The sequence below is a fragment of the Mycobacterium sp. C31M genome, assembly GCF_053345865.1.
Genome location: NZ_JBKFAX010000018.1, coordinates 1 through 21,779, shown reverse-complemented (window position 1 = coordinate 21,779; position 21,779 = coordinate 1). Strand labels below are relative to the sequence as shown.

Genomic DNA, 21,779 nt, shown 5'->3' with positions numbered 1-21,779 from the left:
TGTCCGCCAGCCGTGCGCGTCGTCACTGTTTCAGCAAAAAAGGTGCGCTAGGGTTTGCCATCGGGGTCATCTCCTGCCGATTTCGGCCAGCCACAGGGCAACGCGCAGCAAAATCGTGCCGGCCGCGATACCCGGTTGCTCGCGGGCCGGTCACCCGGTGCCGTTTCCCGGCATCGGTGCACAATTCGGTAGCGATGTAGAAAGTCGGTTTGCTGGGCGACGGGGGCGAGGTGGATGTACCGGTGCTGAACACCGCGTTGCGCCGCCGAATGTTGATGATCTACCTGGCCGCGGCACTGGTGCTGTACCTCGCGGCGATCGGCACCGCGTTCGGCCGACCCGATGCCTGGGGTGAGTGGGCGTCGGCCGCACTGTGCATCGTCGGACTGCTGGCGGCAGCGCCGCGGCCGCTGTGCGGCTGGCGGTACAACCTGGCCGCGTTCTGCGCGTGCACGGCGCCATTGGCCGCACTCGCCGGCCACCGGGAACCCGTCGCCCAGGTGTGGGCCTTGATCCCGCTGATCGTCATCGCGGTGTTCCTGCGCAGCTGGCATCCTCCGCGCGAGGCCCGTGCCGGTGCGGTGGCACTGGGCGCGGTCGCGACGGCGGGCCTGCTCATTGCACCCGCACCGGTCCCGCCACTGTGGCTGCTGATGTTCCCGGTGTGCATCATCGGAGCCGCCGAGATGATCGGTCTGCTGCACGCCTCACTGATCGATGCCGCCCTGCGCGACCCGCTTACCGCGGTGTGGAACCGCTCTGGCCTGAATCGCGCGCTCGATGAGCTGCTCCCCCGCGCACAGCGGCGCGGGGAGCAGCTGGCGGTCATCCTGCTCGACATCGACGATTTCAAATCGGTCAACGACCGCGACGGCCATGCCGCCGGCGACACTGTGCTGATCGACATGACCCGCCGGTGGACCGCCGAGCTTCCGCCATCTGCGCTGATCGGCCGGCTCGGCGGTGACGAATTCGTCGCCATCATCGCCGGTTACGACGAAGCACAGGCCAGGGCACTGGCCGTGACCCTGCGCGGTGACGGACCGGTCCACGTCAGCACCGGTGTGGCGGTGGGTGGCGCGCACGGTCCGGTCGCCCGGCTGCTGGCCACCGCCGACCGGGACCTCTACCTGTCCAAGGACATCCGCAAGAACAGGCCACCCGCCGACGAAACACCGACTGCCCGATAATCCACGCCATGGAGATAGTCGCGGCGATCATCGTCGTCGCCACCCTGATCGTCATGACAACCGGCACGGTGCCCGCCGTGCTGGCCCTGATCTGCGCGCTTGTCACCGCGGGGCTCGTCGGCATCGCCACACCGACGGAACTTTTCGCCGGGCTGAGCAACGGCGGCGTGATCACCATCGCCGCGATGCTGGTGATCGCCAAGGGTGTCCTGCACACCGGGGTGATCTCCCGGGTGATGTACCGGCTGCTCTCCGGGGCCACCACGCCGCGGCAGGCACTCGCCCGGCTGATCCCGCCGACCGGAATCGTGTCTGCACTGATCAACACCACCCCGCTGGTTGCCATGCTCATCCCGGCCGCCAAGGAGCTCGAGCAGCAGTCCGGGGTGCCGGCACGCTGCGTGCTGCTGCCGATCGCGCATGCCACCACGCTGGCCGGCTCGGCCACCCTGATCGGTACCAGCTCCAATCTGCTGATCGCCGGGATCGCCGAACCCTTCGGCGTCGAGGTCAGCATGTTCTCGTTCGCCCCGGTGGCGGTCCCGGTTGCGATCGTCGGCTGGCTGGTGTTGCTGATCCTGGGCCCGATGCTGCTGCGCGGCCGAACCGAAGGCCCCGACGACGAACTGCCCTGGCGCGCCGAGATTCCGATCACTGCCAAGGCGAACGCCGTGGGCCGCACCGCCGCGGAGTTGGGCATCCACACCACACCGTCCTTCGAGCTGCTGGAGGTGGCACGGTGGGGCCGGCCGGTCGGCACGGACACGGCGCTGCAAGACGGTGACGTGCTGGTCTACCGAGCGACCGAGGCCGGGGTGCGGATGCTCTGGGCGAGTCCGCGATTCGGTCAGTCGGCCCAGGACCTGTACAAGGTCTCGATCGCCAACAACGAACAGGATTCGGTACGCGTCCTCGAAGAGCACGACGATATCGTCGTGGTGGCCGCCGAAAGCACCGGGCTGCTGCGCGATACGCCGGCCATCCCGGGCGAGATGTGCCTGGTGACCGCGGCATCCGCGGACGTGTTGGATGCCCACCCGTCGGTGGGTCTGTGGCAGAAGGTCGCGGGCAAGGCCCCGCAGACCGCCAAGACGCGGCCGGCGCTGACCATCCTGATCGCGGTCATCGTCAGCGGGTCGTTGGGCCTGGCCGATATCTCGCTGATCGCTGTCACCGGTGCCGCACTGATGGTGGTCACCCGGGTGTTGACACCGCGCTCGGCGGTGCGGGCGCTGAACTGGAACATCCTGGCGATCATCGCCGGATCGGTCGGGCTGGGGACAATCGTGGTGAACTCCGGCCTCGGCGAGCGGATTTCGAATGCGATCCTGAGCCTGTCGGACGGCAGCACCGCCCTGGTGGTGCTGGTCATCGCCGTCGGGACGACGCTGCTGACCAACCTGGTGACCAATTCGGCGGCGGCCGCCATCCTCACCCCGGTGGCGATCACGGTGGCCGCTGCGACCGGAATGAACCCGGTGCTGCTGTTGACCGTCATCGGCACCTGCATCTCGTTCACCTTCCTCAACCCGTTCAGCCACCAGTCCAATCTGATGGTGATGGGCCCGGGCGGTTACTCGACGGCGACCTTCTTCCGCTTCGGCATACCGCTGACGCTGGTGTCGTTGGTGACGGTGTTCGCGGTCGGCTGGGGTCTACTGTCGCTGTAATGATCCATCCGGCAAGCGCGTTGACGATCACCGTCGCCAGTGTTCGGTTGTCGGCACCGACCGACGAGCAGCTCGCCGTGCTGGCCCGCCACGCCGCCACGCCCGCGGCGGTGCTGCCCGCTGCGCAGACGCACTACGTGAAGTGGATCGACGGTCGCACACCCGAGCAGATCGAGGCACAGCGCATCGCCCGGGTGCGGTCGAACCGGGATCTGCTGGCCGGGCCGGGTTGGACACTGGACCTGGCAGTGCTGGTCGACGGCCGGCCGGTGGGGCTGCAGAGCCTGTCCGGATTCGAGCAGTGGCCGCAACGCCGGATCGTCGGCACCACATCGTGGTTGGTCGCGCCGTTCCAGCGGCGTGGGCTGGGAACGGCCGCGCGGGCCGGTGTGCTCGAGCTGGCTTTCGCGTTTCTGGGCGTCGAGGCCGCCAAGTCCTGGGCGCTCACCGAGAACGTCGCCAGTGCCTCGGTGTCGACCAAACTCGGGTATCGGCGGATCGGCAGCGAAACCTTCACCGAAAATGGGCGCGTGCTCACCGAACAGGTCTACGAGCTCGGCGCTGCCGAGTGGATGGGTTCATCGGCCAGAGGGCAATTGGCGCCCACGGTGACCGGTGCTCGCGCATTGCAGGATGTGTTGGGCTAGCCGCTTTTTGGGATAAGCGGTCAGAGCCGGCCGAGCAGCTCGGTCTTCTTGGCGGCGAACTCGTCATCGGACAGGATTCCGCGGGAATGCAGGTTCGCCAGCGCCTCGATCGCCGCGACCACCGCATCGGGCCCTTGCGCTGTGCCTGCCGACTGTGCCGGCGCGGCGGGTGCGGCCGCGGGTGCATCGGCAACGTGCTTGACACCGAGCTCGCGCAGCGTGGTGATGGAGAACGTCCCGAACTGGCTGGTGAAACCGACCGTGCCGGCCGCGCCCCCCTGCTGTTGCTGCACCCCGCCGATATTGTGCTCGCCGGTATCGAAAATCCTTGTTGTTCCCCCGATCTGGATCACCAGTCGGCGGCTGCCCGGGAAGATCGCGTAGCGGGTGTCGTTCTGCGCCCCGGTTGAGCTCGGGGTGCCGAGCTCGGCGGGCCACCAGCTCGCCGTCGCAAAACCGGAGATCGGCTGCGATGTCGCCGCGGGAAACACCGTCGTCGTTGCCATCAGCTCGGCCAGTTCCTCGCACAGCGCGTCCACCCGGGCCTTCAGCGAGTGGTCGAACATGTCGCCGACCATCGTCATCCCGCCCCGCATCCACTGCCCGGAACCGCCGAGTTCGGGGATCGAGAACTGGGCCATGGTGCCACCGCCGGCGCGGACCGCCAGCAACATGGCCATCACGGCTTCCCGAGACAAGCTGTGCCGTGCGGCGATCTCGCCCACAGCGGTCTCGGCAAGCGGGGTCAGAGCAGTGTCCACGGCAGCTTCCCTCGTCGAATCGGTGACAGCTCGAGCGTACGCAGCACGAAACACGCGGCCATCCATCTGGCGAAGCCAGCACTCCACTGGGCGCACGACCGCCCGAACAGTCTGCACGCCTTATGTTTGGGCTGGCCGCAGCTGGGTATCCTCGGGCACCTTACGGTCGACACGTGTGTCGGTCTGAGGAGTCTCAAGGAGGCTTCCTTGTCCAGAACTACTGCGCACACGCCACATCGGTGGTCGGGATTCCACTTACCGAACTTCAGGCGGCGCCCACGCCGTAGCGCCTCCGCACGGGCAGCCTGGGATGAGCCGACCTCGCCGGTGTCTTGGTGGAGAGCTCTGTAAGTCCCGGTCCAGCCGTCTCAACGTCAGCCACTGAACACGTTCTGTTGGCATGGATTTCAATCTGCGTTGCGGCCCGCAGCCATGCTCGGCGGCTACCGTCGAGATGTGACGACAGCAAGCGAGACCTTCGACTCGCTGATCGAAGCGTTGTCGAAGGCCCGGATCACCGGCGACAATCACGCATTCATCCGGCAGTTGACCGACGCGGTCGGCATCGTCGGCTATCGCGCGGTGGAACGCACCGACAAGCCCTATGTCATTGCCACCCGGCGCGATGGGCTGCGCGATCTGCACATCTACTTCGGCTACACGGTCGGTTTCGCCTCCGAAGAGGAGATCGTCCGGATTCTCGGCAGCTCGGTCGGGCGTAAACCGAGCAGCGCACCGAAGGGCACCTGGTACGTCGAGCATCCGTCCAACCGCATCTACGCCACCGGGACACGGTCGCGCGATGTCCGACGCGCCGCCACGTTGTGCAGCTGCGGGTTGGAGCTGTCGCTGACCGGCGTCTGTGCCAGCTGCGACTGACGTCAGCCCGCCACCCACAACAACACGCTGAACCCGAATGCGGTGAGGCCCAAGGTGGTCTCCAGCACCGTCCAGGTCTTCAGGGTCGTCTTGACGTCCATGTTGAAGAATCGGCTGACCAACCAGAAGCCCGAGTCGTTCACGTGGGAGAGCACCGTCGCACCGGCGGCGATGGCGAACACCATGGCCGTCAGCTGAATACTGCTCAGGTCGGCCGCGGCCGCGGCGCTTCCGAGCAGACCGGCGGTGGTCGTCAGCGCCACCGTTGCCGATCCCTGCGCCACCCGCAGCAGCGTCGCGATGATGAAGGCCTGCAGGATCAAGGACAGCCCCAGCTCCGACAGTGACGAGCTCAGTGCGTCGCCGATACCGCTGAGCCGCAGCACACCACCGAACATGCCGCCGGCGCCGGTGATCAGGATGATCGCGCAGATCGGGCCGAGCGCCTTGTCCAAGATCTCGCTGATATCGGCCATCGAGCGGCCGCTCCCCAGTGCGAAGGTCGCCACGACGACGGTGATGAGCAGCGCGACCGAGGTGCTGCCGAGCATCTTGAGCAGCTGTGCCCAGCCGGCATCCTCGGAGATCGTGCCCGCGCTCATCAGGGTGCTGATGACGGTGTTGAACGAGATCAGCACGAACGGCAGCATCAACACGCCGAGCACGGTGGCAAACGCCGGTGCGGTACGGGTCTTCGTCGAACCCGGCTCGGCTTCGGCAGCGCCGCCGTTCATTTCACCGAACAGCAGCTCGGGGATGTCGACGTAGAAGCGGCGTCCCATCGCCTGTGAGACGAGGTAGGCGCCGATGTACCAGGAGGCGATGGCGACCGGCACACCGATCAGCAGGGTCAGCCCGATGTTGGCGCCCAACGCCTCGGCAGCGGCGACCGGCCCCGGGTGCGGCGGCACCAGCGCGTGCATGGCGGCGAAGGCCCCCGCGGTCGGCAGGCCGTAAAGCAGCAGCGAGCCGCCGAAGCGCCGGGCGACAGTCATGATGATGGGCAGGAAGACGACCAGGCCGGCGTCGAAGAAGATCGGCAGACCGAAGATCAGTGCGGCGACACCGAGAGCGAACGGTGCCCGCTTCTCACCGAACCGCCCGATGAGGGTGTCAGCGAGGACCTGTGCCCCGCCGGTGACCTCGAGCAGTCTGCCGATCATCACACCGAAGCCGACCAGCAGGGCGACCGAGCCCAGGGTGTTGGAGAACCCGAAACTCAGCGCGCTGGGCACATCGGCGATCGGGATACCGGCCGCCAGCGCGGTCAGCAGGCTCACCACCACCAGTGCCACGAAGGCGTGCATCTTGACCTTGATGATCAGGAACAGCAGCAGCGCTACCGCTGCCGCGGCGATGAGCAACAGCGTGCCGGCACCATATGCCGGTTCGATCGCTTCCACGGGTCCTCCGTCTAGTGGGTGTCTTGATCAGTGTTCTGCGGTATCGCGTGCGGCGACATAGCTTTCGATGATCGAGTCGATATCTCGATCGACGTCGATGACCAGGCCGTTTTCTTCGGCCCCGAGCGGTTCCAGCGTCTCGAACTGGGATTTGAGCAGTGAGGCCGGCATGAAGTGGCCCGGCCTGCTCGCCTGTCGCTTGCCGATGACCTCGGCGGTACCGCTCAGATGCAGGAACTCGACTCCCCCGCAATGGCGACGCAGCTGGTCTCGGTAGCGCCGCTTGAGCGCCGAGCAACTCATGACACCGCCTTCTCTGTGCTCGGCGAGCCAATCGCCGATCGCCTCCAGCCACGGGTAGCGGTCGTCATCGTCGAGCGGATGCCCGGCGGACATCTTCTCGATGTTGGCGGGCGGGTGGAAGTCGTCGGCGTCCGCGAACGGCACCCGTAACCGCTGTGCCAGCGCGGCACCCACGGTCGACTTACCGGAGCCCGAAACTCCCATGACGACGATTGGCGACCTCATCCGCTCCACCTACCCTGTTGTGCTTGGTGTCACACAGCATGGCCCAAAGATATGCTTATTTCAAGTGCCTATATTGATTAAGCGCATTTATCGTCGCTGAGGTCGGGATATGACACCATGTATCCGTGGCCCATTCCGCATCCAGCGCGCTGCACGGCGCACTGCTCGACGCCCTCGGGACCGCGATCGTGTCGGGTATGTACGGGCCCGGACAGGTGCTGACATTGGACGGACTCAGCGGCGAGCATGGGATGTCGCGCAGCGTCGCCCGCGAGGCGGTACGGGTGCTGGAGTCGATGGGCATGGTCGAGTCGCGACGCCGGGTCGGGGTCACGGTGCAGCCGGCCGAGTTGTGGAACGTCTTCGACCCGCGGCTGATCCGCTGGCGATTGGAGGCCGGCGACCGCGCCGCGCAGCTGGCCTCGCTGTCCGAGCTGCGTAGCGGATTCGAACCGGCCGCGGCGGCACTGGCCGCCAAGCGGGCCAACTCCCATCAGTGCCGGATCATGGCTGCCGCGGTGTCGGACATGGTGATGCACGGGCGCTCCGGCGACCTGGAGTCATACCTGCTGGCCGACAAGATCTTTCATCAGACCATGCTGGAAGCCAGCGGTAACGAGATGTTCCGCGCGCTCAATGGCGTGGTCTCCGAGTTGCTGACCGGGCGCACCCATCACGGGATGATGCCCGCGGTACCCGTCACCGCGGCCATCGAACTGCACGACGAGGTGGCCCGCGCGATCCGGATGGGCGAGCCCGAGGCCGCCGAGCGCGCGATGCGGGCGATCATCGACGAGGCCAACGAGGCGATCGCCGAGACCCAGTAGTCACCACCAGATGCTGCGGTGGATCAGCGCATCGGTGACCAGGGCGACGCCCGCGACGAGGAACAGGATGCGCACGCCGATCGGCCCGTAGCGGGTCAGCGCCCGCACCAACAGCCGCTGCATCTGATCGGCCTGCCGATTGCGCAGCGTGGACAGTCCGAGCACCGCCATACAGGGCAGCAGCGCCAACGCGCAGTAGATGAGGACGATCAGCGGCCAGGCGGTGGGCAGCGGATCGCGGGAGGCGATCATCGCCAGCCCCGCCAGGTAGGGCACGGCGGTCGGTGCCTGCCCCAGACCGATCGCGATGCCGACGAATCCGAGCAGCCAGGGGCGTTGTTTCATCACCGCCATCGCCCAGCCCGGGGCGGCGGACTGCGCGACCAACGGGAAGAACGCCAGCGCGATCAGTGCCGCACCGATCAACAGCTCACCCCAGTAGCGGACGGTCGGGGTGATCTCGAAGCTGGTGAGTTCGGTCAGGAAGTCCAGACCCAGGACGACACAGATACCGAAGACGGAGGTGACCAGGAAGACCCCGGCGATGAAGCTCAAACCGCCGGGCAACGGGGACTGCCGGTTGAGCCGGCTGCCGTAGACCACCGCGGAGACGACGCCGACATTGAGGACGCTGAGCGAGTCCAGGAAGGCCAGCCCGAGCAGCGCCAGCAGCAGACCCGTCACCGTACCGACCATACGGAGTGGGCCCGACGGTCACGCGTGCCGCTGCGCCGGGTCCTGCCCGGAGTTGACCGTCGGCCGCCCCCACAACGACCCGATGGCATTGGCGCGCAGGAGTTCCCACTGCACGCTTGTCACCTGCACCCCCTGAGTCATGACATCTACTCAACGCCGTCACGGTGACGGCATGCAACCGAATTTCCGGCTGCGAGGGCCGGGGCCCGGCTGTCAGAATCGGGTATGCCCACCGATGTCCGCCTGCGTGATGCGCTGCCGAGCGACGGCGCCTTCGCCATCGAGATGGCGCGGCACGCCTACATCATCGAGGACTGGCCGCTGCCCGACCCGGACGACGACGAAGTGCTCGGCCTGCTACCCGCACCCGGCGTCGTGCCGATCGTCGCCGTGGACCGGACCGGCACACCCCTCGGCGCCGTGCGGACCTTCCACAACGACCCGCCTCTGCTCGTGGACGGCATCGGGGCGCCGCTGCCCGAACTGTGCATCGCGGTGGCCCCGGGCCATCGCGGCTGGGTGTCGGCGGTCTGCTGCTGGATGCACTCGCCAAGACCGCCGACGCGATGTGCAGCAATGTGTACGTCCGTAACCCCTCGCAACGACTCTACGAACGCAAAGGGTTTCGGGTGCTCGGGCAGGGCCGCGGCCCACTCGGGCCGGCCATGTACAAGGAGTTTCGCTGACCCGCCGCCGTCTCACAGGTGGCCACAAAAGGCTCATGGGGCCCCGGATAACCGAGGCCCCATGAGCATCTGGTGGGCGAAGGGGGACTTGAACCCCCACGTCCCGAAGGACACTGGCACCTGAAGCCAGCGCGTCTGCCATTCCGCCACTCGCCCGAGCGACCGCGCAACATTATCACCACGGGCCCACCGGACCCAAAACCGGTCGTGAGAGGGACGTTCCTGCGCTCTTTTCGACGCGGAGGCCACCAAAACGTCGCCCTCGGGGGACCCGCGCGAAAGCGCCGATCACCGGAACTTCAGCCAGCTGACCCGCCCTGACCTGCCGCGATTCGATTCTCAGAGATCTGTTGGTCACGCATCGGCGGGATGGGCCGATAACATGCCTGTGAGCAGTGTGGCCAGAGCGACACGCAGCGCGGGGATCGACAGCATCCGACGAGGACAAAGGGGCGGTGATATGGGTCTGGCAGACCGTATCGAGCGACGCCTCGAGTCGACCGTCGGTGATGCCTTCGCCCGGGTCTTCGGCGGGTCCATCGTCCCGCAGGAGGTCGAAGCACTGCTCCGTCGTGAGGCGGAAACACACGCCCGCAATGTCGGCGGTGGCCGCATCTTGGCCCCCAACGACTACGTCATTACCCTCAGTGAGGCCGACTACCAGAAGGTGAGCGCAGACCCGGACCGCACGTCAGCGACTTTTGCCCGGCACCTGGAGGGTTTCATCAAGGACCAGGGGTGGCAAACGTATGGTGATGTGGTCGTCAGGTTTGCGCCATCGCCGAGCCTGCACACCGGCCAGTTCCGCACACGTGGAGCGGTCAACCCCGACTCGACCACCGGCGAACCCGCCTCAGCAGAACGCAACCGCGCGGCAGGCGCAGAACCAGGAGTACCAGCGATGACCGACAACCCGAGCTACCGCGGCCAGGGACAGGGTCGTCCCGGCGACGATCAGTACGACGACCGGTACCGCCAGCAGGAGGATCCGCGCGGCGGTTACCCGCAGGAACAGGGCGGTTACCCGGACCAGGGTTATCCGCAGCGCGGCGGGTACCCGCAGGAGCAGGGTGGCTACCCGGATCAGGGTTACCCGCCGCCGTCCTACGAGCAGCGCCCGCCGGCCGGATACGGCCAGCCGCCCGCCGGTTACCCCGAACAGGGTTACCGCCCGCAGCAGCCGCCCGCCGGATACCCGGCACCGCCGGCCTCCCCGCCGCCGGGATACGGCGACTACGACTACGGCCGTCCTCGCCAGGACGAGGGCTACAACCCGCAGGGCCGTCCGCCTGCTCCCCCGGCCTACCCGGACCAGGGTGGTTACCCCGACCAGGGTGGCTACGGTGGCCAGCAGTACGGCCGCGACTACAGCGCGCCCCCGGCCCCGCCGGCACCGCCCGCGGCCCCGGATTACGGCCGCTACGGCGAGCCGCCCGCCCAGGGCGGTTACCCCGACCAGGGTTACGGCGAGCCGGCCGGCTACGACTACGGCCAGCAGGACTACGGGCAGCCGGACTACGGCCAGCAGGATTACGGCCAGCCCGCCGCGGCCGCCCCGGCCGGATACGCGGGTGGCTACGGAGCCGCCGCCACGGTCACCCTGCAGCTTGACGACGGCAGCGGCCGCACCTATCAGCTGCGTGAGGGTGCCAACGTGATCGGCCGCGGCCAGGACGCCCAGTTCCGGCTGCCCGATACCGGCGTCTCGCGCCGTCACCTCGAGATCCGCTGGGACGGACAGGTCGCGCTGCTGTCGGACCTGAACTCCACCAACGGGACCACCGTCAACAACGCCCCGGTGCAGGAGTGGCAGCTGGCCGACGGCGACGTCATCCGACTGGGCCACTCCGAGATCATCGTCCGGGTCCACTGATCGCGCGCCTACCTGGGGCGAGCGAAGCGACGGGGGTTGTGCGTCGGGCGCCGGGAGGTAACGGTCCGGGGACGGGGTGTGTGCTTCACCCGCACACCCCAACAGGTCCCAGTATCGTGTCGGCGGTAGCTGAGCGCGATGGAGAGGACGTCAGATGCAGGGGCTAGTACTGCAGCTGACCCGCGTCGGATTTCTGCTGCTGCTGTGGCTGTTCATCTGGTCGGTGCTGCGCATCCTGCGCACCGATATCTATGCCCCCACCGGCGCGGTGATGGTGCGCCGTGGACTCGCGCTGCGCGGCTCGCTGCTGCCCCGCGGTGAACGACGACATATCGCGCGGCACATGGTGGTGACGGAGGGGGCGTTGGCCGGCACCCGGATCACCCTCGGCAGCCAGCCCGTACTGATCGGCCGGGCCGACGACTCCACGCTGGTGCTCACCGACGATTACGCCTCGACACGGCACGCCAGGCTGTCACCTCGGGGCTCGGAATGGTACGTCGAAGACCTAGGATCGACCAACGGCACATACCTCGACAGGGCGAAGGTGACTACGGCGGTAAGGGTTCCGATGGGAACGCCGGTACGAATCGGCAAAACGGTGATCGAGTTGCGCCCGTGACACTCGTATTGCGCTATGCGGCGCGCAGTGATCGCGGGCTGGTCCGCGCCAACAACGAGGACTCGGTGTATGCCGGGGCCCGGTTACTGGCCCTGGCAGACGGTATGGGCGGGCATGCCGCCGGTGAGGTGGCTTCCCAACTGGTCATCGCCGCGTTGGCCCACCTCGATGATGACGAACCCGGCGGCGATCTGCTCAACAAGCTCAATGTGGCCGTCCACGAGGGTAACTCGGCGATCGCGGCCCACGTGGAAGCCGACCCCGAACTAGAGGGTATGGGCACCACGCTGACCGCCATCCTGTTCGCCGGGGCCCGACTGGGCCTGGTGCACATCGGCGACTCGCGCGGCTACCTGATGCGCGACGGTGAGCTCTCCCAGATCACGAAGGACGACACCTTCGTCCAGACGCTGGTCGACGAGGGGCGGATCACCGCCGAAGAGGCGCACAGCCACCCGCAGCGCTCGCTCATCATGAAGGCGCTCACCGGCCACGAGGTCGAGCCCACGCTGATCATGCGCGAGGCCCGCGTCGGCGACCGCTACCTGCTCTGTTCGGACGGCCTGTCCGACCCGGTCAGCCACGACACCATCGCCGAGGCACTGCAGATGCCCGATGTCGTCGACGCCGCCGACCGGCTGATCGAACTCGCGCTCCGCGGCGGTGGCCCCGACAACGTCACCGTGGTGGTGGCCGATGTCGTCGATTACGACTACGGCCAGACCCAGCCGATCCTGGCCGGGGCCGTCTCGGGCATCGAGGACGACGCCCCGGCGCCGAATACCGCAGCAGGCCGGGCGTCGGCGTTCAACCCGAAGCGCAACCAGCCCAAACGGGTTGTCACACAACCCGAGGAGCAACGCCCGCCCCGCTCCAAACGCCGGATGCTGATCGCCGCCGTGGTGGTCCTTCTGGTAGTGGTGGCGGGGCTGACCATCGCCCGCGAGATCGTTCGCAACAACTATTACGTCAGTGAGCAGGACGGCACCGTCGCGATCATGCGCGGTGTGCAGGGCTCGTTTCTGGGCCTGTCCCTGCAGGAGCCGTTTCTGGTCGGGTGCCTCAATTCCCGAAATGAGTTGTCCCTGATCAGTTTCGGCCAGTCCAAGGATGCCCTGGACTGTGAACTGCTGGGCGTCGACGATATCCGCGAATCCGAGCGTGCCCAGGTCGCCGCCGGCCTGCCCTCAGGCACGCTGGACGACGCGATCCGCCAGATCAACGAACTGTCGCGCACCTCGTTGCTGCCCATCTGCACGGTGCCGACCCAGACTTCCAGGACGACCAGCGCCCCCGCTCCGGTCTCCACCCCGCGGCCCAGCCCCGCACCCACCTCCCGCCCGCCGGCGCCGGCCACATCGCCCACGCCCACCCCGTCGGCCGCACCGCGCCCCGCGACTCCGCCGCCCCCGGCGACCACGACCCGCCCCGGTGAGCCCGCACCCGAGGCCCCCGAAACCCCGGCCCCGCCGCCGCGCGCCACCGGATCTCTCCCACCCAGTCCCGACCCGAAGCCCTCCCCCACTGTCACGGCACTGCCGCCCCCACCGCCGGAGCCGGGCACCAATTGCCGGACGGCGTCATGACCACTGACCCCCAGTCACCGGTCTCCGTCACCCCTCCCCTGCCGAATCGGCGCAACGCCGAACTGGGCCTGCTGGTTTTCGCCGCGGTGATCACGACCGTGGCGTTGCTGATCGTGGAGGCCAACCAGGAACAGGGACTGTCCTGGGACCTAGCCCAGTACACCCTGGCCTACCTGGCTCTGTTCGGCGGCGCGCATCTGGCGATCCGCCGGTTCGCGCCCTACGCCGATCCGCTGCTGCTCCCGGTGGTCGCGCTGCTGAATGGCTTGGGGCTGGTGATGATTCACCGCTTGGACCTGGCCCAGCGCGAGCTCGATCAGGACACCATCGGCGGTAACGCCGCCCAACAGATGCTGTGGACGTTGGTCGGCGTGGTGGCCTTCGGCGCGGTGTTGGCGGCGCTGCGCGATCACCGCATGCTGGCCCGCTACGGCTACACCTGCGGGTTGATCGGCTTTGTGCTGCTGCTGATTCCGGCGCTGCTGCCGGCCCGTTACTCAGAGCAGTACGGCGCCAAGATCTGGATCCGGTTCGAGGGCTTCTCGATCCAGCCCGCCGAGTTCTCCAAGATCCTGCTGCTGATCTTCTTCTCCGCCGTGCTGGTGTCCAAGCGCGAATTGTTCACCAACGCCGGCAAGCATGTGCTCGGCGTCGACCTGCCCCGGCCGCGCGACCTGGCACCGCTGCTGGTGGCCTGGATCGCCTCGGTGGGCGTGATGGTGTTCGAAAAAGACCTGGGCACTTCGCTTCTGCTGTATGCATCGTTTCTGGTGTTGCTGTACGTCGCGACCGATCGGCTGGCCTGGGTGGTCATCGGCCTCGGATTGTTCGCCGCGGGCAGCCTGGTGGCTTATCAGTTGTTCGCCCATGTGCGGGTCCGGGTGCAGAACTGGCTGGACCCGTTCGCCGACCCGGACGGTGCCGGCTACCAGATGGTGCAGTCGCTGTTCAGCTTCGCCACCGGCGGTATCTTCGGCACCGGCCTGGGTAACGGGCAGCCCGGCACCGTGCCCGCCGCCTCCACCGATTTCATCATCGCAGCCATCGGCGAGGAACTCGGATTGGTCGGTCTGGCAGGCGTTCTCATGCTCTACACGATTCTGATCACCCGCGGGCTGCGCACCTCGATCGCGGTGCGCGACAGCTTCGGCAAGCTGCTGGCCGCCGGCCTGGCCTCCACCCTGGCGATCCAGCTGTTCATCGTCGTCGGCGGCGTCACCAAACTGATCCCGTTGACCGGGTTGACCACCCCGTGGATGTCCTACGGCGGTTCGTCGCTGTTGGCCAACTACGTCCTGCTGGCCATCCTGGTACGTATCTCGCACGCGGCACGCCGCCCCATCGGGCCCACCACCAACCCGAACCAGCAGCCGATCGCCGCCGCGTCCACCGAGGTGATCGGCAAGGTATGAACACCTCACTGCGCCGACTCTCGGTCGTCTTCATGGCACTGGTGGTGCTGCTGTTGGCCAACGCCACCCTCACCCAGGTGTTCACCGCCGACCGCTACCGCTCCGACCCGCGCAACCAGCGGGTGCTGCTCGACGAATACTCCCGCCAGCGCGGCCAGATCACCGCCGGCGGCGAACTGCTGGCGTACTCGGTGTCCACCGACGGCCGGTTCCGGTTCCTGCGCGTCTACCCCAAGCCCGAGACCTACGCCCCGGTCACCGGCTTCTACTCGTTGGGCTATTCCAGCAGCGGACTCGAACGCGCCGAAGACCCGATCCTCAACGGCTCCGACGAGCGGTTGTTCGGCCGCCGGTTGGCCGATTTCTTCACCGGCCGCGACCCGCGCGGCGGCAATGTCGACACCACCGTGAAACCCGATGTCCAGGAAGCCGCCTGGGACGCCATGGAGTCCGGCTGCGACGGCCCGTGCAAGGGTGCGGTGGTGGCGCTGGAACCGTCGACCGGCAAGATCCTGGCGATGGTGTCCGCACCGTCGTATGACCCGAATCAGCTTGCCAGCCACGACGGTTCGGTGCAGACACAGGCCTGGGAGCAGCTGCGTGACAATGCCGACGCCCCGTTGGTGAACCGTGCGATCGCCGAGACCTACCCACCGGGTTCCACGTTCAAGGTGATCACCACCGCCGCGGCGCTGCAGAACGGCAGCACCCCCGATACGCAGCTGACCGCAGCACCCCGCATCCCGCTGCCCGACAGCACCGCCACCCTGGAGAACTACGGCGGTAACCCGTGTGGTGCCGGACCGACAGCCTCGCTGCGTGAGGCCTTCGCCCGGTCCTGCAACACCGCGTTCGTCGAACTCGGCATCGACAACGGTGCCGACAAGCTGAAGGCGACGGCCCGGGCGTTCGGTCTGGACAGCACGCCGACACCCATCCCGCTGCAGGTCGCCGAATCGACCGTCGGACCCATCGGCGACGCCGCCGCGCTGGGCATGTCGAGCATCGGGCAGCGCGATGTCGCGGTCACCCCGCTGCAGAACGCCCTGGTGGCCGCGACCATCGCCAACGGCGGCATCAGCATGACCCCGTATCTGGTCGATACCCTCAAGGGACCCGACCTGTCCAATATCGCCACCACCGCCCCGAGCGAACAACGACGAGCGGTGTCACCGCAGGTCGCGGCTACACTTACCGATTTGATGGTCGGCGCCGAGCAGGTGACACAGCAGAAGGGAGCCATCGCCGGCGTGCAGATCGCATCCAAGACGGGCACCGCCGAGCACGGCACGGATCCCCGCAACACCCCGCCCCACGCCTGGTACATCGCCTTCGCGCCGGCACAAGCCCCGAAGGTCGCCGTCGCGGTCCTCGTGGAGAATGGCGGTGACCGATTGAACGCCACCGGCGGCGCAGTGGCCGCCCCGATCGGGCGGGCCACCATCGCCGCCGCACTCCGGGAGGCATCATGACGGCCCGGGTGGGAGTGACGCTGTCCGGCCGCTACCGGCTGCAGCGGCTCATCGCCACCGGCGGTATGGGGCAGGTGTGGGAAGGTCTCGACACCCGCCTCGGCCGCCAGGTCGCGATCAAGGTTCTCAAGGCCGAGTTCTCCGAGGACTCCGAGTTCGTCGAGCGGTTCCGTTCCGAGGCGCGCACCGTCGCGATGCTCAACCATCCCGGCATCGCCAGCGTCTACGACTACGGCGAGACCGAGATGGACGCCGGCGAGGGCCGCACCGCCTATCTGGTGATGGAACTGGTCAACGGCGAGCCGCTGAACTCCGTCATCAAGCGCACCGGACGGCTGTCGCTGCGGCACGCCCTGGACATGCTGGAACAGACCGGCCGCGCCCTACAGGTCGCGCACACCGCGGGCCTGGTGCACCGCGACGTGAAACCCGGCAACATCCTGATCACCCCGACCGGGCAGGTGAAGCTCACCGACTTCGGTATCGCCAAGGCCGTCGACGCGGCCCCGGTCACCCAGACCGGCATGGTGATGGGCACCGCCCAGTACATCGCCCCCGAACAGGCGTTGGGCCGTGATGCCAGCGCCGCCTCCGATGTGTACTCGCTCGGTGTCGTCGGCTACGAGTCGGTGTCTGGCAAGCGCCCGTTCACCGGCGACGGAGCCCTCACGGTGGCGATGAAGCACATCAAGGAGGCGCCGCCGCCACTGCCGGCCGACCTGCCGCCGAACGTGCGCGAGCTCATCGAGATCACGCTGGCCAAGGAACCCAACCACCGGTACCGCTCCGGCGGTCCGTTCGCCGACGCCGTCGCCGCGGTGCGGGCCGGACGCCGGCCACCGCGCCCGAACTCCGCCCCGACGATCGGCCGGGCCGCCCCCGCGGCGATCCCATCGGGCACCCAGGCCCGGGCGGCCGCCGCGGCCGAGTACCGACCACCGGCCACCACCTCGCGGCCACGGGCCACCACCGGCAGCCACCGGCCGCCGCCCCCGCGACGCACCTTCTCCCCCGGCCAGCGGGCGCTGCTGTGGGCCGCCGGCGTGCTCGGCGCACTGGCGATCATCATCGCCGTGCTGATCGTGGTCAACGCACAGGACAAGAAGGACAATCCGGTGCAGCAGGAAACCTCGACCAGCACCACGGTCATCGGCGTCCCGGCCGAATCAGCACCCCCCGCGGAACCACCTAGTGAGACCCCGTGACCACCCCACAGCACCTCTCGGACCGCTACGAACTCGGTGAGATCATCGGTTTCGGCGGCATGTCCGAGGTCCATCTGGCCCGCGACGTCCGCTTGCATCGGGACGTCGCGGTCAAGGTGCTACGTGCCGACCTGGCCCGCGACCCCAGCTTCTACCTGCGGTTCCGCCGCGAGGCGCAGAACGCCGCCGCGCTGAACCATCCCGCCATCGTGGCGGTCTACGACACCGGCGAGGCCGACACCCCCAACGGCCCGCTGCCCTACATCGTCATGGAGTACGTCGACGGTGTGACGCTGCGCGACATCGTGCACACCGAGGGACCGATGGAGCCCAAGCGCGCCATCGAGATCATCGCCGACGCCTGCCAGGCGCTGAACTTCAGCCACCAGCACGGCATCATCCACCGCGACGTCAAGCCGGCCAACATCATGATCAGCAAGTCCGGCGCGGTGAAGGTGATGGACTTCGGTATCGCCCGCGCGCTGGCCGACGCCGGCAACAGCGTCACCCAGACAGCCGCGGTGATCGGCACCGCCCAGTACCTGTCCCCGGAGCAGGCCCGCGGCGAGAAGGTCGACGCCCGCTCCGATGTCTACTCACTGGGCTGCGTGCTGTACGAAATCCTCACCGGCGAACCACCTTTCATCGGTGACTCACCGGTCGCAGTGGCCTACCAGCACGTCCGTGAAGATGCGGTGCCGCCATCCACCCGCCATGCCGGTATCTCCCCCGAACTCGACGCCGTGGTGCTCAAGGCGCTGTCCAAGAACCCCGAGAACCGGTACCAGAGTGCGGCCGAGATGCGCACCGATCTGATCCGGGTGCACAGCGGTGAGTCGCCCGAGGCGCCGAAGATCTTCACCGATGCCGAGCGCACCAACATGCTCACCCACACCACCGGCCCGCACGCCCGGGCGCTGCCGACCGAGCACATCCCCACCGCCGGCGGTTACCCCAACCGGTCGAACAACAAGTCGGTGGGACGCTGGCTGGTGGTCGTCGCCGTGCTGGCCATCCTGACCGTCGTGGTGACCATCGGCATCAACACCCTCGGCAACAGTCCGCGTGATGTGCAGGTCCCCGATGTGACCGGTCAGGTGTCCGCCGACGCCATCGCTGCGCTCCAGAACCGTGGCTTCAAGACGCGGACCTCGCTCAAGCCGGACTCGACCATCGGGCCGGATCGGGTGATCAGCACCGACCCCGCCGCCGGGACCGAGGTGGGCGCCGGCGAGGACATCACCATCAACGTGTCCACCGGCGCCGAGCAACGGGTGGTGCCGGAGGTCAAGGGGATGACGCTGGCCCAGGCCACCAGTGAACTGCTCGACGCCGGTTTCGGTCGGGTGCAGCCCTCGGAATCCGAGTCGACCCCCGACCTCAAGGGCAAGGTGCTGGGCACCAACCCGCCGGCCAACGCCAGTTCGGCGATCACCAACGTGATCACGGTCATCGTCGGCTCCGGACCGGGCAGCGTGGCGATCCCCGACTGCGTCGGCCTCAACGTCGACACCTGCCGACAGATCCTCACCGCCTCCGGGTTCATCAACATCGTGCCTGTCGACACCGACGACACCGCGCCCGCCGGTCAGGTCATCGGCACCAACCCGGCCGCCGGGCAACCGACGCCCAAGGACGCCGTCATCCAGATGCAGGTGTCGCGGGGCAACCAGTTCGTGATGCCGAATCTGACCGGTCAGTTCTGGGTGGATGCGGAACCGAACCTGCGGGCGCTCGGCTGGACCGGAGTGCTGATCAAGGGCGCCAACGTGGACAACAGCGGCCAGCGCACCAACGCGGTGGTCACCCAGAACCCGTCCCCGGGCTCCGGGGTGGGTTACGGGGCCTCGATCACGCTGAGCTTCGCGTCCTAGTCCTAGCGGTGTTCGCGTCCTAGACCCGCTCCGTTGCCGCCCGCACCGCGTCGGCCACCTCGGTCTCCAGCTTGCGGACCAGCCCCTCGTCGGGGGCGGTACCGCAGTAGCCGAGCCAGTTGGCCAGCATCCGGTGACCACCCTCGGTGAGGATCGACTCGGGGTGGAACTGCACGCCGTGGATCGGCAGTTCGAAGTGCCGGACCGCCATGATGACACCGCTGTCGGTGTGCCCGGTGGCCTCCAGGGTGTCCGGCAGGGTCTCGGGCAGGATGGTCAGCGAGTGATACCGGGTGGCCGTGAAGGGATCCGGAAGACCTTGCAGTACACCGGCATTTACATGATGCACAACGCTGGTCTTGCCGTGCAGCAGCTCCGGTGCGCGGTCCACCGTGCCGCCGAACGCCACGCCGATCGCCTGATGTCCCAGGCACACCCCGAGCAGCGGTGTGCGGGTCTGCGCAGCTGCATGCACCAGCGGGATCGAGGCGCCGGCGCGCTCGGGGGTACCGGGGCCGGGGGAGAGCAGGATGCCGTCGAAGTGGCGGGCGACCTCGGTCGGGTCGGCCAGCCGCTCGTCGTCGTTGCGCCAGACCTGGGCGTGCACGCCCAGCTGGCCTAGGTACTGGACCAGGTTGAACACGAAGCTGTCGTAATTGTCGACGACCAGAACCTGCATGCGATCAGGCTACTGGCCCGCGCACCCTAATATCCGAGCGGACCTGCTGCTTTGGCGTACCGCATACGTACCGGGGCCGGATATCCGGGCAGCTCCACCCGATCGCGCACCTGCTCGGAGTAGCCGAGCTGAAACCGCAGTACGTACTGCTTGTACAGAGTGACCAGGGGAGCGGCCGCCAGCGCGGCCTGCATGGCCGCCGGGTCACCGACTGCAGTGACCACATAGGGCGGGCTGTAGGTGCGCCCGTTGAGCAGCAGGGTGTTGCCAACACACAGCGGTGCCGACGTTCCGATGATCCGTTGGTCCTGCATCTGGATGCCCTCGGCACCGGCGCTCCACAGCGCGTTCAGGACCGCCTGGATGTCCTGCTGGTGGACCACCAGATCGTCGGGGGAGGCGTCGATGGGATAGCGACCGTCGGCGTCGCGCTGCGCATCGTCGAGGGTCACCACCAGCCCGGGACCCTGCAGTGGGTCCAGACCCGCCTGCTCGGCCAGGGTGTCGGCGCGCCGGATGATCGCGGCCAGGGCCGCGTCGGTGCCGGGGGAGCCGCCGTGGTGGCTGTCGATGGCCGCCACGAAGGCGTCACGCTTGGCCGTCAGGCGGTCGACGCCCGCGCTGGTCTCCCGGACCAGATCCACCAGCCGGGGCGCATCACTGCGGCGGATCTCGGATCCGCCGGACACTCCGTGCGTGGTGGACAGCAGCAGACCGGCGAAGACACACACGATGGGCACCCCGAACCGCCACAGCGACCGTTTGCGGTTCGGCGCTGCGTTAGGCTCAGTGTTCACCGCCTCGACCATCGTCTTCAAAGGTTAACCATGCCCAAGTCCAAAGTCCGTAAGAAGAACGACTTCACCATCAACCCGGTGAGCCGGACCCCGGTCAAGGTGAAGGCCGGACCGTCGAGTGTGTGGTTCGTGGTGCTGTTCGTCGGCCTGATGCTGTTCGGGCTGTTCTGGCTGTTGGTGTTCCAGCTCGGGGCGACCGGCCTGAACGCGCCGACGTGGCTGGGCTGGATGGCCGATCTGGGTCCGTGGAACTACGCGATCGCGTTTGCTTTCATGATCACCGGGCTTTTGCTCACCATGCGGTGGCGCTGACGCGGCTGCGTCGGTGAATGAATTCATTTTCACCTCGATGCGTTCGCCTGCCCGCAATCTGTCCGTTACCCAATCACACCGTTGTGATTCATCCCCATTGGGGATAGCTGCTGTGGATAACTTCAAACTCCCCGGTAAAACGGGGTACTGAGCCCATGCAGCAAACTTTTTGGGCACCGAAGCCTGCCGCCGTCATCTGGATCGGTATGGCCGGTCTGGTGATGCTCGGAGTAGCTGTGAGCGTGGTCACAGACCCGCCGGGGCGTGTCCTCAGCGTCGTTGCCGGACTCGGTTTGCTGCTGTTTGCAATCGGTTCTTGGCGCGCACGTCCAAAACTGGCAATCACCGACGCGGGCCTGCAGATCCGTGGGTGGATCAGTTCACGGGTACTCACCCGCGATGACATCACGCTGATCCGGATCACCGAGTTCCGCCGGCTCGCGCGCAAGCAGCGACTGCTCGAGATCGATTGCGCCGACGACCGGCTCTATGTCTTCACCCGCTGGGACCTGGGCACCGACCCGGTCGCCGTCCTCGACGCGCTGACCGACGCCGGCTGGGCCCGCTGATATAGATCGAGTTGGTCCTTCTCAAATGCCTCCGGAGGTGTCAGGAAGGGATCTGTAACTGATTCCTTTTCGGGGTCCGCGTGTTGACGCA

The 21,779-nt window shown here is 67.5% G+C and carries 22 protein-coding genes and 1 tRNA gene; 15 read left to right on the top strand and 8 right to left on the bottom strand.

Features of this window, described 5'->3' with window-relative positions; all coding sequences use genetic code 11:
- Nucleotides 1–209 precede the first annotated feature (209 nt).
- The 3 genes from ACLBYA_RS24620 to ACLBYA_RS24610 are packed head-to-tail and all read left to right on the top strand — an operon-like array spanning nt 210 to nt 3,507.
- Nucleotides 210–1,190 (top strand): GGDEF domain-containing protein, encoded by a 981-nt coding sequence (locus tag ACLBYA_RS24620; RefSeq protein ID WP_447712079.1) that lies wholly within the window; start codon nt 210–212, stop codon nt 1,188–1,190.
- Between the two features lie 8 nt (nt 1,191–1,198).
- Nucleotides 1,199–2,860, top strand: a complete 1,662-nt coding sequence (locus ACLBYA_RS24615) for an SLC13 family permease (RefSeq protein ID WP_447712078.1) — start codon at nt 1,199–1,201, stop codon at nt 2,858–2,860.
- Nucleotides 2,860–3,507 carry a GNAT family N-acetyltransferase gene (locus tag ACLBYA_RS24610; protein WP_447712077.1) on the top strand — a complete coding sequence of 216 codons (648 nt, stop codon included), beginning with the start codon at nt 2,860–2,862 and terminating at the stop codon, nt 3,505–3,507. Before ACLBYA_RS24615 ends, ACLBYA_RS24610 begins: the two co-directional genes overlap by 1 nt.
- 20 nt (nt 3,508–3,527) lie before the next feature.
- Here ACLBYA_RS24610 and ACLBYA_RS24605 read toward each other — a convergent pair whose 3' ends face one another.
- Entirely contained in the window at nt 3,528–4,268 is a 741-nt protein-coding gene (locus ACLBYA_RS24605; protein WP_447712076.1) for an SHOCT domain-containing protein, read from the bottom strand.
- A gap of 456 nt (nt 4,269–4,724) precedes the next feature.
- On the opposite strand from ACLBYA_RS24605, the gene ACLBYA_RS24600 reads away from it, so the two are divergent.
- Nucleotides 4,725–5,147, top strand: coding sequence for a hypothetical protein (locus ACLBYA_RS24600; RefSeq protein WP_447712075.1), 423 nt, complete (start codon nt 4,725–4,727; stop codon nt 5,145–5,147).
- A gap of 2 nt (nt 5,148–5,149) precedes the next feature.
- Here the strand turns inward: ACLBYA_RS24600 and ACLBYA_RS24595 are convergent, their stop codons facing one another.
- Entirely contained in the window at nt 5,150–6,550 is a 1,401-nt protein-coding gene (locus tag ACLBYA_RS24595; protein ID WP_447712074.1) for a GntP family permease, read from the bottom strand.
- 27 nt (nt 6,551–6,577) lie between these two features.
- Nucleotides 6,578–7,078 carry a gluconokinase gene (locus tag ACLBYA_RS24590; RefSeq protein WP_447712073.1) on the bottom strand — a complete coding sequence of 167 codons (501 nt, stop codon included), beginning with the start codon at nt 7,076–7,078 and terminating at the stop codon, nt 6,578–6,580.
- A 125-nt stretch (nt 7,079–7,203) separates the two neighbouring features.
- Here ACLBYA_RS24590 and ACLBYA_RS24585 point away from each other — a divergent pair, with 125 nt between their 5' ends.
- Nucleotides 7,204–7,905, top strand: coding sequence for a FadR/GntR family transcriptional regulator (locus ACLBYA_RS24585; RefSeq protein ID WP_447712072.1), 702 nt, complete (start codon nt 7,204–7,206; stop codon nt 7,903–7,905).
- Here the strand turns inward: ACLBYA_RS24585 and ACLBYA_RS24580 are convergent, their stop codons facing one another.
- Together ACLBYA_RS24580 and ACLBYA_RS24575 are read right to left on the bottom strand one after the other, a co-directional pair.
- Nucleotides 7,906–8,589, bottom strand: coding sequence for a GAP family protein (locus ACLBYA_RS24580; protein ID WP_447712071.1), 684 nt, complete (start codon nt 8,587–8,589; stop codon nt 7,906–7,908).
- 30 nt (nt 8,590–8,619) lie between these two features.
- Nucleotides 8,620–8,742 (bottom strand): hypothetical protein, encoded by a 123-nt coding sequence (locus ACLBYA_RS24575; protein WP_447712070.1) that lies wholly within the window; start codon nt 8,740–8,742, stop codon nt 8,620–8,622.
- A 344-nt stretch (nt 8,743–9,086) separates the two neighbouring features.
- On the opposite strand from ACLBYA_RS24575, the gene ACLBYA_RS24570 reads away from it, so the two are divergent.
- A complete protein-coding gene (locus ACLBYA_RS24570) occupies nt 9,087–9,287 on the top strand; it encodes a hypothetical protein (protein WP_447712069.1) in 201 nt (66 codons plus the stop codon).
- Between the two features lie 70 nt (nt 9,288–9,357).
- Here ACLBYA_RS24570 and ACLBYA_RS24565 read toward each other — a convergent pair.
- Nucleotides 9,358–9,443: transfer RNA gene (locus ACLBYA_RS24565), tRNA-Leu, on the bottom strand.
- 304 nt (nt 9,444–9,747) lie between these two features.
- Here ACLBYA_RS24565 and ACLBYA_RS24560 point away from each other — a divergent pair.
- The 7 genes from ACLBYA_RS24560 (at nt 9,748) to pknB (ending at nt 19,331) form a co-directional block, all read left to right on the top strand.
- On the top strand, nt 9,748–11,160 hold the full coding sequence (locus ACLBYA_RS24560; protein WP_447712068.1) for an FhaA domain-containing protein: 1,413 nt from the start codon (nt 9,748–9,750) through the stop codon (nt 11,158–11,160).
- A gap of 154 nt (nt 11,161–11,314) precedes the next feature.
- A complete protein-coding gene (locus tag ACLBYA_RS24555) occupies nt 11,315–11,782 on the top strand; it encodes an FHA domain-containing protein FhaB/FipA (RefSeq protein ID WP_447712067.1) in 468 nt (155 codons plus the stop codon).
- A complete protein-coding gene (locus ACLBYA_RS24550; protein WP_447712066.1) occupies nt 11,779–13,368 on the top strand; it encodes a protein phosphatase 2C domain-containing protein in 1,590 nt (529 codons plus the stop codon). The genes ACLBYA_RS24555 and ACLBYA_RS24550 overlap by 4 nt, the downstream gene beginning before the upstream one ends.
- Complete coding sequence (locus tag ACLBYA_RS24545) at nt 13,365–14,780, top strand: FtsW/RodA/SpoVE family cell cycle protein (protein WP_447712065.1); 1,416 nt, start codon at nt 13,365–13,367, stop codon at nt 14,778–14,780. Before ACLBYA_RS24550 ends, ACLBYA_RS24545 begins: the two co-directional genes overlap by 4 nt.
- Entirely contained in the window at nt 14,777–16,252 is a 1,476-nt protein-coding gene (gene pbpA / locus ACLBYA_RS24540; protein ID WP_447712064.1) for a D,D-transpeptidase PbpA, read from the top strand. The genes ACLBYA_RS24545 and pbpA overlap by 4 nt, the downstream gene beginning before the upstream one ends.
- Entirely contained in the window at nt 16,249–17,457 is a 1,209-nt protein-coding gene (locus tag ACLBYA_RS24535; protein ID WP_447712063.1) for a protein kinase domain-containing protein, read from the top strand. The genes pbpA and ACLBYA_RS24535 overlap by 4 nt, the downstream gene beginning before the upstream one ends.
- Nucleotides 17,454–19,331, top strand: coding sequence for a Stk1 family PASTA domain-containing Ser/Thr kinase (pknB, locus tag ACLBYA_RS24530; protein ID WP_447712062.1), 1,878 nt, complete (start codon nt 17,454–17,456; stop codon nt 19,329–19,331). Before ACLBYA_RS24535 ends, pknB begins: the two co-directional genes overlap by 4 nt.
- Before the next feature lie 19 nt (nt 19,332–19,350).
- On the opposite strand, the gene ACLBYA_RS24525 is transcribed toward pknB, so the two are convergent.
- Nucleotides 19,351–20,010, bottom strand: coding sequence for an aminodeoxychorismate/anthranilate synthase component II (locus tag ACLBYA_RS24525; protein WP_447712061.1), 660 nt, complete (start codon nt 20,008–20,010; stop codon nt 19,351–19,353).
- Between the two features lie 26 nt (nt 20,011–20,036).
- Nucleotides 20,037–20,819 (bottom strand): DUF881 domain-containing protein, encoded by a 783-nt coding sequence (locus ACLBYA_RS24520; RefSeq protein WP_447712169.1) that lies wholly within the window; start codon nt 20,817–20,819, stop codon nt 20,037–20,039.
- A gap of 18 nt (nt 20,820–20,837) precedes the next feature.
- Here ACLBYA_RS24520 and crgA point away from each other — a divergent pair, with 18 nt between their 5' ends.
- Together crgA and ACLBYA_RS24510 are read left to right on the top strand one after the other, a co-directional pair.
- On the top strand, nt 20,838–21,119 hold the full coding sequence (gene crgA / locus ACLBYA_RS24515) for a cell division protein CrgA (RefSeq protein ID WP_447712060.1): 282 nt from the start codon (nt 20,838–20,840) through the stop codon (nt 21,117–21,119).
- 155 nt (nt 21,120–21,274) lie between these two features.
- Entirely contained in the window at nt 21,275–21,688 is a 414-nt protein-coding gene (locus ACLBYA_RS24510; RefSeq protein WP_447712059.1) for a PH domain-containing protein, read from the top strand.
- The last annotated feature ends 91 nt before the right edge of the window (nt 21,689–21,779 follow it).

Excerpts from the sequence above, each read along its gene's own strand:
- ACLBYA_RS24525 (WP_447712061.1), bottom strand. The coding sequence starts at position 20,010 with ATGCAGGTTCTGGTCGTCGACAATTACGACAGCTTCGTGTTCAACCTG.
- pbpA (WP_447712064.1), top strand. The coding sequence starts at position 14,777 with ATGAACACCTCACTGCGCCGACTCTCGGTCGTCTTCATGGCACTGGTG.
- ACLBYA_RS24615 (WP_447712078.1), top strand. The coding sequence starts at position 1,199 with ATGGAGATAGTCGCGGCGATCATCGTCGTCGCCACCCTGATCGTCATG.
- ACLBYA_RS24590 (WP_447712073.1), bottom strand. The coding sequence starts at position 7,078 with ATGAGGTCGCCAATCGTCGTCATGGGAGTTTCGGGCTCCGGTAAGTCG.
- ACLBYA_RS24545 (WP_447712065.1), top strand. The coding sequence starts at position 13,365 with ATGACCACTGACCCCCAGTCACCGGTCTCCGTCACCCCTCCCCTGCCG.
- ACLBYA_RS24535 (WP_447712063.1), top strand. The coding sequence starts at position 16,249 with ATGACGGCCCGGGTGGGAGTGACGCTGTCCGGCCGCTACCGGCTGCAG.
- crgA (WP_447712060.1), top strand. The coding sequence starts at position 20,838 with ATGCCCAAGTCCAAAGTCCGTAAGAAGAACGACTTCACCATCAACCCG.
- ACLBYA_RS24560 (WP_447712068.1), top strand. The coding sequence starts at position 9,748 with ATGGGTCTGGCAGACCGTATCGAGCGACGCCTCGAGTCGACCGTCGGT.
- ACLBYA_RS24575 (WP_447712070.1), bottom strand. The coding sequence starts at position 8,742 with ATGACTCAGGGGGTGCAGGTGACAAGCGTGCAGTGGGAACTCCTGCGC.
- ACLBYA_RS24610 (WP_447712077.1), top strand. The coding sequence starts at position 2,860 with ATGATCCATCCGGCAAGCGCGTTGACGATCACCGTCGCCAGTGTTCGG.
- ACLBYA_RS24520 (WP_447712169.1), bottom strand. The coding sequence starts at position 20,819 with ATGGTCGAGGCGGTGAACACTGAGCCTAACGCAGCGCCGAACCGCAAA.
- ACLBYA_RS24510 (WP_447712059.1), top strand. The coding sequence starts at position 21,275 with ATGCAGCAAACTTTTTGGGCACCGAAGCCTGCCGCCGTCATCTGGATC.
- ACLBYA_RS24555 (WP_447712067.1), top strand. The coding sequence starts at position 11,315 with ATGCAGGGGCTAGTACTGCAGCTGACCCGCGTCGGATTTCTGCTGCTG.